Origin of the sequence: Achromobacter sp. DH1f (assembly GCF_000633435.1) — a bacterium.
Lineage (GTDB): Bacteria > Pseudomonadota > Gammaproteobacteria > Burkholderiales > Burkholderiaceae_B > Achromobacter > Achromobacter deleyi.
The window spans coordinates 612,670-625,910 of the sequence record NZ_AYMF01000010.1; the positions used below are offsets into that span (position 1 = coordinate 612,670).

15 protein-coding genes are annotated in these 13,241 nt (G+C 65.8%); 12 read left to right on the forward strand and 3 right to left on the reverse strand.

Annotation, left to right across the window (positions count from 1 at the left end; all coding sequences use genetic code 11):
* Positions 1–503 precede the first annotated feature (503 nt).
* From U858_RS0110530 to msrQ, 4 genes are all read left to right on the forward strand, one after another.
* Positions 504–1,469, forward strand: coding sequence for an RluA family pseudouridine synthase (locus U858_RS0110530; RefSeq protein ID WP_025137119.1), 966 nt, complete (start codon positions 504–506; stop codon positions 1,467–1,469).
* Position 1,470: 1 nt separating this feature from the next.
* Positions 1,471–2,136: an HAD family hydrolase gene (locus tag U858_RS0110535; RefSeq protein ID WP_025137120.1), complete on the forward strand. Its 666-nt coding sequence runs from the start codon at positions 1,471–1,473 to the stop codon at positions 2,134–2,136.
* A 198-nt stretch (positions 2,137–2,334) separates the two neighbouring features.
* Entirely contained in the window at positions 2,335–3,297 is a 963-nt protein-coding gene (gene msrP / locus U858_RS0110540; RefSeq protein WP_025137121.1) for a protein-methionine-sulfoxide reductase catalytic subunit MsrP, read from the forward strand.
* Between the two features lie 8 nt (positions 3,298–3,305).
* Positions 3,306–3,947 (forward strand): protein-methionine-sulfoxide reductase heme-binding subunit MsrQ, encoded by a 642-nt coding sequence (msrQ, locus tag U858_RS0110545; RefSeq protein ID WP_025137122.1) that lies wholly within the window; start codon positions 3,306–3,308, stop codon positions 3,945–3,947.
* Positions 3,948–4,011: 64 nt separating this feature from the next.
* Here msrQ and U858_RS0110550 read toward each other — a convergent pair whose 3' ends face one another.
* From U858_RS0110550 to U858_RS0110560, 3 genes are read right to left on the reverse strand one after another with little or no spacing between them, the layout of a single operon-like run.
* Positions 4,012–4,797: an N-acetylmuramoyl-L-alanine amidase gene (locus U858_RS0110550; protein WP_025137123.1), complete on the reverse strand. Its 786-nt coding sequence runs from the start codon at positions 4,795–4,797 to the stop codon at positions 4,012–4,014.
* Between the two features lies 1 nt (position 4,798).
* On the reverse strand, positions 4,799–5,509 hold the full coding sequence (locus tag U858_RS0110555; protein WP_025137124.1) for an SAM-dependent methyltransferase: 711 nt from the start codon (positions 5,507–5,509) through the stop codon (positions 4,799–4,801).
* Positions 5,506–6,108 carry a Maf-like protein gene (locus U858_RS0110560; protein ID WP_025137125.1) on the reverse strand — a complete coding sequence of 201 codons (603 nt, stop codon included), beginning with the start codon at positions 6,106–6,108 and terminating at the stop codon, positions 5,506–5,508. Before U858_RS0110560 ends, U858_RS0110555 begins: the two co-directional genes overlap by 4 nt.
* Positions 6,109–6,293: 185 nt before the next feature.
* Between U858_RS0110560 and U858_RS0110565 the strand changes: the two genes are divergently transcribed.
* The 8 genes from U858_RS0110565 (at position 6,294) to fabF (ending at position 12,901) form a co-directional block, all read left to right on the forward strand.
* Positions 6,294–6,896 carry a DUF177 domain-containing protein gene (locus U858_RS0110565; RefSeq protein ID WP_025137126.1) on the forward strand — a complete coding sequence of 201 codons (603 nt, stop codon included), beginning with the start codon at positions 6,294–6,296 and terminating at the stop codon, positions 6,894–6,896.
* A 52-nt stretch (positions 6,897–6,948) separates the two neighbouring features.
* On the forward strand, positions 6,949–7,131 hold the full coding sequence (rpmF, locus tag U858_RS0110570) for a 50S ribosomal protein L32 (RefSeq protein ID WP_025137127.1): 183 nt from the start codon (positions 6,949–6,951) through the stop codon (positions 7,129–7,131).
* Positions 7,132–7,190: 59 nt separating this feature from the next.
* A complete protein-coding gene (plsX, locus tag U858_RS0110575) occupies positions 7,191–8,258 on the forward strand; it encodes a phosphate acyltransferase PlsX (RefSeq protein WP_025137128.1) in 1,068 nt (355 codons plus the stop codon).
* Positions 8,258–9,244: a beta-ketoacyl-ACP synthase III gene (locus U858_RS0110580; protein WP_025137129.1), complete on the forward strand. Its 987-nt coding sequence runs from the start codon at positions 8,258–8,260 to the stop codon at positions 9,242–9,244. The genes plsX and U858_RS0110580 overlap by 1 nt, the downstream gene beginning before the upstream one ends.
* A 92-nt stretch (positions 9,245–9,336) precedes the next feature.
* Positions 9,337–10,272 (forward strand): ACP S-malonyltransferase, encoded by a 936-nt coding sequence (gene fabD / locus U858_RS0110585; RefSeq protein WP_025137130.1) that lies wholly within the window; start codon positions 9,337–9,339, stop codon positions 10,270–10,272.
* Between the two features lie 4 nt (positions 10,273–10,276).
* Complete coding sequence (gene fabG / locus U858_RS0110590) at positions 10,277–11,029, forward strand: 3-oxoacyl-ACP reductase FabG (protein WP_025137131.1); 753 nt, start codon at positions 10,277–10,279, stop codon at positions 11,027–11,029.
* 213 nt (positions 11,030–11,242) lie between these two features.
* A complete protein-coding gene (gene acpP / locus U858_RS0110595; RefSeq protein ID WP_005012191.1) occupies positions 11,243–11,482 on the forward strand; it encodes an acyl carrier protein in 240 nt (79 codons plus the stop codon).
* A gap of 189 nt (positions 11,483–11,671) precedes the next feature.
* Entirely contained in the window at positions 11,672–12,901 is a 1,230-nt protein-coding gene (gene fabF, locus U858_RS0110600; RefSeq protein ID WP_025137132.1) for a beta-ketoacyl-ACP synthase II, read from the forward strand.
* Positions 12,902–13,241 lie beyond the last annotated feature (340 nt).

Here is a 13,241-nt window from a genome sequence, read left to right on the forward strand (position 1 = left end):
GGTTTCTCCGTTGTCATGACGCGCCGATATCGGCGCGTGACCTCGGGCCACTCGGGCTGCGGCTGAAGCGGGCAAGAAGATGCGGACCGTACCTGGGCGGCGCCCAGGCGTATCCGCCGCGGGTCAGGCGGGCACGTCGTGCCGTGGGGCACGGGGTTCTTTCAGCAGGAGGGTCAGCTTCACTGAATGTGGTTTGACGGAAATGTGCTGTGAACGGCAGTTGCGGTCGGATTGGTTGCCTACACGCAGCTGGTGCTTTAAATATGCGACGATTCTTGCAGTGCTTCAAGCCGCTTGCGGCATGCAACGGACCTGCTGGGACAGCGGGCAAAATGAATGCCACACCACTATCCGGCAGGGCGCGGTTGCGCCGGCGACCAAATGACCCAGGGGTTGAATGAGCAGGCAGTACAATGGCGGCCCACGCGCTCGACGGAGTTGCGTACTTGAGTTGCATCTCTACGCCAGCGGCTGATTCAGCCCCTTAAGGCTGTCCCGATTATATGTCGCTTTCCGCAATGCGCAAAGAAACTTCCTCCCCTATGGCACCCCCTTCCGTCCGCATGGTGGAGGTCGGCGCCGAGCATGCCGGCCAGCGCCTGGACAATTACCTGATGCGCCTGTGCAAGGGCGTCCCCAAAACCCATATCTACAAGGCCATCCGAGGCGGCGAGGTGCGGGTAAACAAGGGACGCATCTCGGCCGACTACCGCGTAGTGGAGGGCGACATGGTCCGCATTCCGCCGCTGCGGCTGCCGGATCCGGGCACGCCCAAGCCGGTGCCCGCCGCGGAATTCCCCATCGTGTTCGAAGACGACGCGATGCTGGTGGTGGACAAGCCCGCCGGCGTGGCCGTCCATGGTGGCAGCGGCGTGTCGTTCGGCGTCATCGAGCAGTTGCGCGCCGCCCGCCCCGAGGCCAAGTTCCTGGAATTGGTGCACCGCCTTGACCGCGAGACGTCCGGCCTGCTCATGGTGGCCAAGAAGCGCAGCGCGCTGCTGGCCCTGCACGCCATGCTGCGCGAAGGGCGCAGCGACAAGCACTACTTTGCGCTGGTCGAGGGCGATTGGGTCAATGACCGCCAGCACATCAAGCTGGGCCTGTCCAAATGGACCACGCAGTCGGGCGAGCGCCGGGTCAAGGTCGACCCCGACGGCCAGACGGCCCACACCATCATCACCCTCAAACAGCGTTTTGGCCGCTACAGCCTGGTCGACGCCGAGCTGCGCACCGGCCGTACCCACCAGATCCGGGTGCACCTGGCCGCCAGCGGCTTCCCCATTGTGGGCGACGACAAATACGGCCATGACGAGGTGCGCGCCGAATTCTCGCGCATGGGCTTTGGCCGGATGTTCCTGCACGCCCACCAATTGACCCTGGCCCATCCCCTGACGGGCGAACCGATGACGCTGACGGCCGAATTGCCGCCCGCGTGCCGGAAAATACTGAAACAACTGGAGTCGGTCTGATATGTCGTATTCGCTGGTCGTTTTTGACTGGGACGGAACCCTGATGGATTCCACGCACAGCATCGTGGCCGCCATCCAGGGCGCCTGCCGCGACCTGGAACTGCCCGTGCCGTCGGCGTCGGATGCCAGCTGGGTCATTGGTCTGTCCCTGGAAAGCGCGCTGCGCCGCGCCGTGCCCGAGCTGACCCAGGCGATGCTGCCGCGCTTTCTCGAGCGCTACCGCACCCACTACCTGTTGCGCGACCCCGAACTACGCCTGTTCGACGGCATCCCCGAGCTGCTGGCTGAACTGGCCGGGCAGAACGTGCGCCTGGCCGTGGCCACGGGCAAGAGCCGCGTCGGCCTGACCCGGGCCCTGGCCGCAACCGGCCTGGGCCCGATGTTCGATGCCACCCGTACCGCCGATGAAACCTTCAGCAAGCCGCATCCGGGCATGCTGCATGAGCTGATGCAGGAACTGGACGTCGATCCGGCCCGAGTCGTGATGGTGGGCGACACCTCGCACGACCTGCAGATGGCGATCAACGCCGGGGTGCACGGACTGGGGGTGACTTATGGCGCCCACACCCTGAAAGAACTTGAGGGTTGTTCGCCCCAGGCCGTACTGGACAGCGTGCCCCGGGTGCGCGAATGGCTGCTCAGCCGGACACTGGCGGCGGCCGCCTGACGCGGTATTGCCGCTGAGCCGCCGTCTGGCGGCATACCGCAGGGCGGGGGATTGCCGGCGGCACGGGAACGCCCGTGCCGGGTCAGGGTCTATTCGTGATGCCCGCCGGCAGTGCCGGCGGAATATCATGGGGCCGCGCAACGTCCATGGTTTGCGCGCGGGACGGCAGCGGCCCGCGCTGGCCCCCAGGAGACCCCGATGCTGATACGCAAGCCCGATGACATCCTTCCGTCCGACATCACCCCCGAGACGGTGTGGCGCTCGCGCCGCGAGCTGATCCTGCGCGCAGGCGTGGCCGCGGCGGGGCTGGGCCTGCCCGGGTGGGCGACCCGCAGCGCGTTCGCGCAGGATGCCGGCGCGCTGCCCGGCCAGCCCAATGCCGCCTTCAGCGTCATGGACAAGCAGACGTCCCTGGCGGATGTGACGTCGTACAACAACTACTACGAATTCGGCGTCGACAAGGGCGAGCCCGCGGCCAATGCGGGCAGGCTGCAGACCCGGCCCTGGACCGTCAGCGTCGAGGGCGAAGTCGGCAAGCCGCGCACCTTCGGCATCGAAGATCTGCTCAAGCTGGCGCCCATGGAAGAGCGTGTGTATCGCCTGCGCTGCGTCGAGGGCTGGTCCATGGTGATCCCCTGGGTCGGCTATTCGCTGTCGGCGCTGCTCAAGCAGGTCGAACCCACGGGCAACGCCAAGTACGTGGAATTCGTGACGGCCGTGCAGCGCGAGAACATGCCGGGCGTGCGCGCCGCGATCCTGGATTGGCCCTATGTCGAAGGGCTGCGCATCGACGAGGCCATGAACCCGCTGGCGATGCTGGTGTTCGGCGTCTATGGCAAGTTGCTGCCCAACCAGAACGGCGCGCCGGTGCGTCTGGCGGTGCCCTGGAAATACGGCTTCAAGTCGGGCAAGTCCCTGGTCAAGATCCGCCTGGTGGAAAAGCAGCCGGTGTCGTCCTGGATCAAGGCCGCGCCGCAGGAATACGGTTTCTACGCCAATGTGAACCCGACCGTGCCGCATCCCCGCTGGAGCCAGGCGACTGAACGTCGCATCGGCGAAGACGGCCTGTTCTCGCCCAAGCGCAAGACCTTGATGTTCAACGGCTATGCCGAGCAGGTGGCCTCGCTCTATCAGGGCATGGACCTGAAGGCCAACTACTGATCCTGCCCATGACCGAAGTAAGCAGCGCGGCAGCCATGCGCAAGCCGCAGTGGTCGGCCCGGGCCGTCGGGCGGTTCAAGCCGTTTCTGTTCCTGCTGGGGCTGACGCCGTTCGCCCGCTGGATCTGGCTGGGATTGAACAATGGCCTGACTGCCAATCCGGTGGAGTTCCTGACCCGCTCGTCGGGCACCTGGACGCTGGTCTGCCTGCTCGTCACGCTGGCGATTACGCCCTTGCGCCGGTTGGCCGGCCAGCCGGCCCTGGTGCGCCTGCGCCGCATGTGCGGATTGTTCGCGTTTTTCTACGGGGCCATGCACTTCATGGCCTGGGTCTGGTGGGATCGCGGCTTTGATCCGGCCGCCATGCTGCAGGACATCGGCGAGCGGCCGTTCATCACCGTGGGTTTCGCCGCCTTCGTGCTGTTGACGGCGCTGGCGGCCACCTCGACCCAGTGGGCCATGCGGAGGCTGGGCAAGCGCTGGCAGCAACTGCACCGCGCCGTCTATCTCATCGGCTGCCTGGCGGTGCTGCACTACTGGTGGCACAAGGCCGGCAAGAACGACCTGGCCCAGCCCGCGCTGTACGCCGGCGTGCTGGCGCTGCTGCTGGGTTGGCGGCTGGCGGCGTGGTGGCGTCGCCGCCGGGTCTAGGCCCGGCCCAGCCTTGGGTGCTGTTGTGGGTGCCGGCCACGGCCCCCTGTGATGGTCGGCGGGGTTACAGCATCGCCAGCATGATCGCCGCGGTTTCGGCATCTGGCTGGCCGTCGTGCAGGGCGGGGCGGTAGTGCATCTGGAAAGCGGCCAGCACGTTGATCGTGGGGCGGTCCAGCGTGCCGTTCTGCGGGCAGGTGTAGCCCAGCCGTTGCAATTGCTGCTGGAACCAGGCGACGTCGGGCGTGCCTTGGGCTTGCAGCCGTGCCAGATGCGAGGCGGCGCCGGCTTCGTCGTACCAGCGGCCAATGCCGGCCGCCGCCAGTTGCTTCCAGGGGAACAGCGGGCCGGGGTCGACCTTGCGTTGCGGCGCGATGTCGCTATGGCCCACCACGTTCTGGGGCAGGATGCCGTTACGCTGGATCACGTCGCGTAGCAGGAGCGTCAGGGCGCGGATCTGCTTGTCGCCGTACGCATGCCATTGCGGCTTGCCATCGTTGCCGTCGGTCCAGCCCGGGTTGACGATTTCGATGCCGACGGACGTGCTGTTCATGGCGTTCAGGCCATACCACGCGCTTTCGCCGGCATGCCAGGCGGCGCGGGTCTCGTCGACCAGCCGGTAGGTGCGCCCGGACGTGTTGATCAGGTAATGGGCGCTGACCTGTCCTTGCGACAGCAGCCGCATGGACAGGGCGTCGTCGGCCGAGGTGTAGTGCAGCACCACGAAGCGCACCCGGCTGCTCTGGCTGACCGAGGTGACGGAGGTGTCCAGGTCCAGGCCGGCGGGGCCGCGATGGGCACAGCCCGCCAGGGCCGCGGCGGCCAGGAAAATGGCAATGAAGCGGATCATGTCAGCGCGCCAGATACAGGAACAGGGTGGGCATCTTGTCCAGTTGCGGGGCGGGCTGCTTTTTCCAATCGGCGATCGTGTGGGTGGCAATCCATTCGTCGGCGGTGGTCAGGGCGCGGGCGACGCACAGTCTGGTGTCGCCCTTCAGGCTGGCCAGGAGCGTCGCGAACATGGCGGCGTTGCGGTAGGGCGTTTCGATCAGCAGTTGGGTCTGGTTGTGCCTGGCGGAATGCTGTTCCCAGGCCTTGAGCTGCTTGGCACGCTCGGCGGCGTCCACCGGGGCGTAGCCATGGAACGCGAAGCGCTGGCCATCCAGTCCGCTGGCCATCAGGCCCAGCAGGATGGACGACGGGCCGACCCAGGGCTTGACGGTCACGCCCAGCCGGTGAGCGGCATCGACCACCTTGGCGCCTGGGTCTGCCACGGCGGGGCAGCCGGCTTCGGACACGAGGCCGATATCGGCGCCCTGGTGCACGGGTTCCAGCCAGGCCTTGATCTGGGCTGCGTCGGTCTTGTCCGTCAGGGTGTGGATGGTGATTTCCTGCAGCGGCCGGGTAGTCCCGATCTGCTTGAGGAAAGCGCGCGCCGTCTTGGCATTCTCGGCGATGTAGGTATCCAGCTGGCCCGCCAGGGCGCGCGCGTCGGCGGGCAGCCAGCTTTCAGGGGCGGCCTCGCCCAGGCCGACGGGAATCAGGTGCAGCGAACCGCTCATGCGGGCGCTCCCGGTGCGTCCAGCGGGTCCAGGCCGAACGGGGCCAGCATGCGGGTCAGGGCGATCAGGGGCAGGCCGATGATGGCCGTGGGGTCATCGCTCTGGATGCTTTCCATCAGGGCGATGCCCAGGCTTTCCGCCTTGGCGCTGCCTGCGGTATCGTAGGGTTCCTCGGCGCGCAGGTAGGCATCGATGGCGCGATCGGACAGCTGCCGGAAACGGCACCGCGTCACAATGTCGGCTTTTTCCACCCGCTGGCCGTCGGTGACGGCCAAGGCGCTGTGAAATTCCACGATTTGCCCCGAAAGTGCGCGTAATTGGGCTTGGGCGCGCGGAAAATCCCCCGGCTTGCCGATCGGCTGGCCGTCCACCGTGGCCACCTGATCCGACCCGATCACGATGCTGCCCGGATGTGTGGCCGCCACCGCCATGGCCTTGGCGACCGACAGGCGCAGGGCCAGCGCCTCGGGCGTTTCGCCCGGGTGTGGCGTTTCGTCCACATCGGGCGAAATGGCGGTAAACGGCAGCCGCAGGCGGGTAAGCAGCTCTTTGCGATAGCGCGAGCTGGAAGCGAGGATCAGGCTAGGTTGTTGGGGCATGCGGTATTTGACGCTGATACGTAAGTCACAGTATTATCTAACGTTTTGCGGCATTTTTGCAGTGCAATAGCAGAGCTGAAAAGTACTGGATGGTGAAAACCTCGGGGTGAAAAACCCTCGGGTGCTGAAAAGTACGCTTTGCCTGCGAGCATGCCCGCGAATGCACAGGACACTGTGCGAAAGGACTGATCATCAAGCCCATCGACGCATTCGCATTCGCCCATCAGGGCAGGGAAGCGCAAGGCACCATACCTCTTGTGCGGTTGACGCGCGCGGTTGACGGACTACCCGAACAACCGCTGGGCGATGCCGGGCTGGTGACGTGGTCCGCGCGCGGCGAGATGGGCAAGACGGGGCTGGTGTTAGGCCAGCCGCTCTTGCGCATCCGTGTGCAGGCGAATCCGGTCGTGGTGTGCCAGCGGTGCAATGCACCGTTCGCCTACCCGGTCGACAGCGAAGTCCTGCTGCAGCTGGTCAAGTCTGAAGACGATCTCGACGACGGCATTGCCGGGGGCGATCACGCCGCCGGCCTCGACGACGAGGACGACGAAGACGATGAAGTGGAAGGTAAAGGTTTTGTGTCCAACCAGCCTGAAAAGGTGGTGGGTTCGCATCATTTCGATCTGCTGGCCCAGATCGAAGATGAGCTCATTCTGAGCGTTCCGTATGTGCCCAAGCATGATGTATGCCCGGGCGCGCAGGCCAAAGACAACGAAGCTCCCCAAGAGCCCGTTGTCAAGCGTCCGTCGCCGTTTGCGGTGCTGGAACAACTGAAGCACAAAGATTGAGATCAACATCGGGCCGCATCGCGTACAATGCGCCCCGTTTCTAGGAGTCATCATGGCTGTTCAACAAAACAAGAAGTCCCCGTCCAAGCGCGGTATGCACCGCTCGCACGATTTTCTGGTGAATCCGTCGACGGCTATCGAACCCAACACGGGCGAGACCCATCTGCGTCACCACATCAGCCCCAACGGCTTCTACCGTGGCCGCAAGGTCCTGAAGACCAAGGCCGACGAATAAGGCCCCCGGGCCGAACTCGTACCCGGACCATTTCGGCTGAGCGCTGATACCTGGCACCCGTGATACGCATCGCCATAGACTGTATGGGCGGAGACTTCGGTCTGCCCGTCACGATTCCGGCTGCGATCGAGTTCGCCCGGCAATTTCCGGATACCCGGCTATTGCTGGTCGGGCTTCCCGACGCTATCGAAGCGGCGCTCTCCGAGCACCGCGGCGTGGCGCGCGATCGCCTTGAAATCGTGGCGGCTTCCGAAGTCGTCACCATGGACGACCCGGTCGAGGTCGCCCTGCGCCGCAAAAAAGACTCCTCCATGCGCCTGGCTGCCCAGTCCGTCAAGGACGGGCGGGCCGACGCCTGCGTTTCCGCGGGCAATACCGGCGCCTGGATGGCCATTTCACGCTACGTGCTCAAGACGCTGGACGGTATCGACCGCCCCGCGATCGCCACGTCCATTCCGAACCAGACGGGCCGCGCCACTACGGTGCTGGACCTGGGTGCGAATGTGGACTGCTCGGCCGAGCACCTACTCCAATTCGCCATCATGGGCGCCGCGCTGTCGCAGGCGGTCGACCATCGCGAGAACCCCACCGTGGGCTTGCTCAACATCGGCGAAGAAGTCATCAAGGGCAACGAGGTCGTCAAGGAAGCCGCCGAGCTTCTGCGCGCCAGTCCCCTGAACTTCTACGGCAATGTGGAAGGCAATGACATTTTCAAGGGCACGGTCGACGTCGTCGTCTGCGACGGTTTCGTCGGCAACGTCGTGCTCAAGTCCGTCGAAGGCCTGGCCAAGATGTTGTCCAGCGTCATTCGCGAAGAGTTCAAACGCAATCTGATCACGCTGCTGGTCGGCGCGCTGGCCAAGCCGGTGCTCAACCGCCTGCGCAACCGCGTCGACAACCGCCGCTACAACGGCGCGGCGCTGCTGGGCCTGCGCGGCGTGGTCATCAAGAGCCACGGTTCGGCTGACGCCTACGCTTTCGGTTTTGCGCTGCAACGGGCGCGCGAAGCCGTGGTGAGTAAACTGCTTGAGCGCACCGCTCAGACGGTCGCACAGATCAACCAGCGCGTGCAGTCGGGTTCGGGCGCTTCCGCGCTTGAGCCGGGCGTGGCTGGGGACACCGCTTGATGGATACCGCAATGAAATATTCCGTGATCGCGGGCACCGGCAGCTTCCTGCCGGAACGCGTGGTTTCGAATGACGCCCTGGCAGCGGAACTGGCGACGCGTGACATCGCCACGTCCGACGAGTGGATCGTCGAGCGTACGGGCATCCGCCAGCGCCATTTGGCCGAACGCGGCGTCACCACCAGCCAGCTGGCCACCGAGGCCTCGCGCCGCGCGCTGGCCGATGCCGGCGTCGATGCCTCCGAGGTCGACCTGATCGTGCTGGCCACGTCCACGCCCGATTTCGTGTTTCCCAGCACGGCCTGCCTGGTGCAGGCCAACCTGGGCGCCAAGGGGTCCGCGGCCTTCGACGTGCAGGCCGTGTGCAGCGGGTTCGTCTACGCCCTGACCACCGCCGACAGCTTCATCCGCGCCGGCCGCGCGCGCTGCGCGCTGGTGATCGGCGCTGAAGTGTTCTCGCGCATTCTTGACTGGAACGACCGCAGCACCTGCGTGCTGTTCGGCGATGGCGCGGGCGCTGTCGTGCTCAAGGCCTCCGACACGCCCGGCATCCTGGCCGCGCAGTTGCATGCCGACGGCAGCCAGATGAAGATCCTCAGCGCCGCCGGCAACGTCGCCTATGGCGATGTCACGGGCGACCCGTTCCTGCGCATGGATGGCCAGGCCGTGTTCAAGCAGGCCGTCACGGTGCTGGACCGTTCGGCGCGCGACACCTGCGCCGAAGCCGGTATCGAAGTGGCCGACGTCGATTGGCTGATCCCGCACCAGGCCAACGTCCGCATCCTGAATTTCCTGGCACGCAAGCTTGCGGTGCCGGTCGAAAAGGTTGTCATCACCGTCGACAGCCACGCCAATACTTCCGCGGCCAGCGTGCCGTTGGCCCTGGACGCCGCGCGCCGCGATGGCCGCGTCAAGCCGGGCCAGCTCATCCTGATGCAAGGCGTAGGCGGCGGATTCACCTGGGGTTCCGTACTGGCCCGCATGTAAGGGCGAGTCCGGTCCGGGCGCGGTCAGCCGCGCCCGCCTGGATGACGCGCCCGACATTCCCACAGACTCTGAATCAATCCATACGGTCGAACATGAAAATCGCTTTTGTCTTTCCTGGCCAGGGTTCCCAGTCGGTCGGCATGCTGGACGCCTGGTCCGATGTTGCCGCGGCGACCGACGTCGTGGCGCGCGCCTCGCAGGCGCTTGGCCAGGACCTGGGCGCGTTGATCGCGCAGGGTCCCGCCGAGCAGCTCAACCTGACCACCAATACCCAGCCGGCCATGCTGACGGCCAGCGTCGCGTTCTTCGCGGCCTGGCGCGCAGCGGGCGGCCGCATGCCCGACGTCGTGGCCGGCCACAGCCTGGGCGAATACGCCGCGCTGACGGCCGCCGGTTCGCTGGCCCTTGAAGATGCCGTGCGCCTGGTGCGCGTGCGCGCCGATGCGATGCAGGCCGCCGTGCCGGTCGGCACCGGCGCCATGGCTGCCATCCTGGGCCTGGACGACGATGCCGTGCGCGCCGCTTGTGGCTCCGCCGCGCAGGGCGAAGTGGTCGAAGCCGTCAATTTCAACGCCCCGGCGCAAGTCGTGATCGCGGGCCACAAGGCCGCCGTCGAACGCGCCTGCGAACTGGCCAAGGCAGCGGGCGCCAAGCGTGCGCTGCTCTTGCCGGTGTCCGCGCCGTTCCACTCCAGCCTGCTCAAGCCCGCCGCCGATGTGCTGGCCGGCGCATTGGCCGGCGTGGCGGTGTCTGCGCCCCAGGTGCCTGTCATCAATAACGTCGATGTCGCATCGCCGGTCGAGCCCGGGGCAATCCGGGATGCGCTGGTACGCCAGGCATGGCATCCTGTGCGCTGGGTGGAAACGCTGCGCGCCATGAAGGCCCAGGGCGTGACCCACATCATCGAATGCGGTCCCGGCAAGGTGCTGGCCGGCCTGACCAAGCGCATCGATCCCGAGCTTACCGGTTTGGCCATCACGGATCCGGCTTCGCTGGAAGCCGCGTTGGCCGCGGTTAACGGAAATTAAGAGCATGGAAAACACCTCGATCGAACTGCAGGGCAAGATCGCCCTGGTCACGGGCGCGACGCGCGGCATTGGCCGCGCCATCGCCCAGGAACTGGCTGCGCGCGGCGCAACCGTCGTCGGCACGGCCACGTCCGAGTCCGGCGCGGCCGCCATCACCGAAGCCCTGGCGCCGTTCGGCGGCCGTGGCGTGGTGCTGGACGTGACCAACGCCGAAGCGTGCGACGCCCTGATCGACGCCTTGGGCAAAGAAGGCGGTGGCCCCCACATCCTCGTCAATAATGCAGGCATCACCCGCGATACGCTGGCAATGCGCATGAAAGACGACGACTGGTCGGCCGTCATCGATACCAATCTGGCCTCGGTGTTCCGCCTGTCGCGCGCCGTGCTGCGCAACATGATGAAGGCCCGTTGGGGACGCATCATCAACGTCACGTCGGTGGTGGGCTCCAGCGGCAACGCTGGCCAGGCCAACTACGCGGCCGCCAAGGCCGGTGTGGCCGGCATGTCGCGCGCCCTGGCGCGCGAACTGGGCAGCCGCAACATCACCGTCAATTGCGTGGCGCCGGGTTTCATCGATACCGACATGACGCGCGCCCTGGGCGAAAGCCAGACCGCCGCGCTGCTGCAGCAGATTCCGCTGGGCCGTCTGGGTTCGCCCACGGACATCGCCCATGCGGTGGCCTTTTTGTCCGGGCCGCAGGCGGGTTACATTACCGGCACCACCCTGCACGTCAACGGCGGGATGTACATGCAATAAGTCACGAAGCGCGCGGGCGGCCCAGGCCGCCGCGCCATCGTCGGGCAACTGGCGGGGCAACGCGCGGTTCAACCGGAAACGCCGCACACCGGTATTGCTGCGCCCTCGGGGCGACAGTTCGACGTGCGCGGTGTTATTTTTGTCACGGCCTGGCGTTTGCAGTACTCTGCGCTTGGCTATAATTCGCGGGATTTTTCCCATTTGGAGATCTGCATGGAAAGCATCGAACAGCGCGTCAAGAAGATCGTCGCTGAACAACTTGGCGTGAACGAAGCCGAGATCAAGAACGAATCCTCCTTCCTTGACGACCTCGGTGCCGATTCGCTCGACATGGTCGAACTGGTCATGGCGCTCGAAGACGAATTCGAGACCGAGATCCCCGACGAAGAGGCCGAAAAGATCACGACCGTGCAACAAGCGATTGATTACATCAATTCGAACGGTAAGCAGTAAGCTCAGCCTATATCCTTCTGGTTGCCCGAAATTCGATTTCGGAGTCAACCGGGAATCGGGGCGGTTTCAGGAATTTGCCGTGTGGTCCACGCGCGGGACGGGGGTTAAAGCCCGACCCGCTTTTGCGTGTGCCGCACGTGCAGCGCATCCCGAAAACCGCCTTTCTTTTGTCTGTTTGAGGAGTCATCCGTGAAGCGACGAGTCGTCATCACTGGCCTTGGTATCGTTTCGCCCGTTGGCAACGACCTGACCACCGCTTGGGACAATATCGTCAACGGACGTTCTGGCATCAGCCGCATCACCCGTTTCGATCCCTCGGCCATCACCACGCACATCGCTGGCGAAGTCAAAGACTTCGACATCAGCACCTATATCTCGGCCAAAGAAGCCCGCCAGATGGATACCTTCATCCATTACGGCCTGGCTGCCGGGATGCAGGCGTGGCGCGACAGCGGCCTGGAAGTCACCGAAGCCAATGCCGAGCGCATCGGCGTGATCGTCGGTTCGGGCATCGGCGGCCTGCCGCGCATCGAAGAAACCCAGGTCGAGTACATGGCCAAGGGTCCGCGGCGCATTTCGCCGTTCTTCGTGCCGGGTTCGCTGATCAACCTGATCTCCGGTCACCTGTCCATCGCCTATGGCATGAAGGGCCCCAGCTACGCCGTCGTGTCGGCCTGCACCACGGGCCTGCATTGCATCGGCGATGCGGCCCGCCTGATCGAGTACGGCGATGCCGACGTCATGGTGGCAGGCGGCGCCGAGTCGACCGTGTCGCCGCTGGGTATCGGCGGTTTTGCCGCCATGCGCGCGCTGTCGACCCGCAACGATGACCCTCAAACGGCTTCGCGTCCCTGGGACCGCGACCGCGACGGCTTCGTGCTGGGCGAAGGCGCCGGCGTGCTGGTGCTGGAAGAATACGAACACGCCAAGAAGCGCGGCGCGCGCATCTATGGTGAGCTCGCCGGCTACGGCATGAGTTCCGACGCCCACCACATCACGGCCCCCGACAAGGACGGCCCGCGTCGCGGCGTCATCAACGCGCTGCGCAACGGCGGCCTTAACGTGGACGACATCCAGTACGTCAACGCGCACGGCACGTCCACGCCCCTGGGCGACAAGAACGAGACCGACGCGCTGAAGCTGGCTTTCGGCGACCACGCCAAGAAGCTGGTGGTGAACTCGACCAAGTCCATGACCGGCCACCTGCTGGGCGCGGCAGGCGGTATCGAGGCCGTGTTCACGACCCTGGCGGTCTACAACCAGGTCTCGCCCCCGACGATCAACATCTTCAATCAAGATCCGGAATGCGATCTGGATTACTGCGCCAACGAGGCGCGGCAGATGAAGATCGACGTGGGTCTGTCCAACTCGTTCGGCTTCGGCGGCACCAACGGCTCGATGGCCGTTCGCCGGGTCTGATTTGGAAGACCCAGGCCAGGGGCGCTGGACGTTTCGCGTGCCTGTCTTGCGGCCGCGCGGCGTTGCGGCGCTTCCGGCCTTGGGGCTGGCCGCGGCCGCGGCCAGCCTCCTGACTGCCGGCGCCTGGCTTGGCCCCGCCTGGCTGGCCGTCGCCGCCCTGGTGACACTGGCGCTGGCGGCGGGGCTGTTACACTCGGACGGTAGTGGCCTGTCCCCGGTATCGGCGTTGCGTACGGCGGCCGGATCCGGCCGTTGGCAGGTGCGCCTGCCGGGCGGCTGGCAGGACGCGGCGCTGGTGTACCAGCATCGCGGGCCGGCATGGCTTACGCTCACCCTGCAG

What these genes read in the sequence shown, in the direction of transcription:
- U858_RS0110530 (WP_025137119.1), top strand. Translation starts at nt 504, where the DNA reads ATGTCGCTTTCCGCAATGCGCAAAGAAACTTCCTCCCCTATGGCACCC.
- U858_RS0110535 (WP_025137120.1), top strand. Translation starts at nt 1,471, where the DNA reads ATGTCGTATTCGCTGGTCGTTTTTGACTGGGACGGAACCCTGATGGAT.
- msrP (WP_025137121.1), top strand. Translation starts at nt 2,335, where the DNA reads ATGCTGATACGCAAGCCCGATGACATCCTTCCGTCCGACATCACCCCC.
- msrQ (WP_025137122.1), top strand. Translation starts at nt 3,306, where the DNA reads ATGACCGAAGTAAGCAGCGCGGCAGCCATGCGCAAGCCGCAGTGGTCG.
- U858_RS0110550 (WP_025137123.1), bottom strand. Translation starts at nt 4,797, where the DNA reads ATGATCCGCTTCATTGCCATTTTCCTGGCCGCCGCGGCCCTGGCGGGC.
- U858_RS0110555 (WP_025137124.1), bottom strand. Translation starts at nt 5,509, where the DNA reads ATGAGCGGTTCGCTGCACCTGATTCCCGTCGGCCTGGGCGAGGCCGCC.
- U858_RS0110560 (WP_025137125.1), bottom strand. Translation starts at nt 6,108, where the DNA reads ATGCCCCAACAACCTAGCCTGATCCTCGCTTCCAGCTCGCGCTATCGC.
- rpmF (WP_025137127.1), top strand. Translation starts at nt 6,949, where the DNA reads ATGGCTGTTCAACAAAACAAGAAGTCCCCGTCCAAGCGCGGTATGCAC.
- U858_RS0110580 (WP_025137129.1), top strand. Translation starts at nt 8,258, where the DNA reads ATGGATACCGCAATGAAATATTCCGTGATCGCGGGCACCGGCAGCTTC.
- fabD (WP_025137130.1), top strand. Translation starts at nt 9,337, where the DNA reads ATGAAAATCGCTTTTGTCTTTCCTGGCCAGGGTTCCCAGTCGGTCGGC.
- fabG (WP_025137131.1), top strand. Translation starts at nt 10,277, where the DNA reads ATGGAAAACACCTCGATCGAACTGCAGGGCAAGATCGCCCTGGTCACG.
- acpP (WP_005012191.1), top strand. Translation starts at nt 11,243, where the DNA reads ATGGAAAGCATCGAACAGCGCGTCAAGAAGATCGTCGCTGAACAACTT.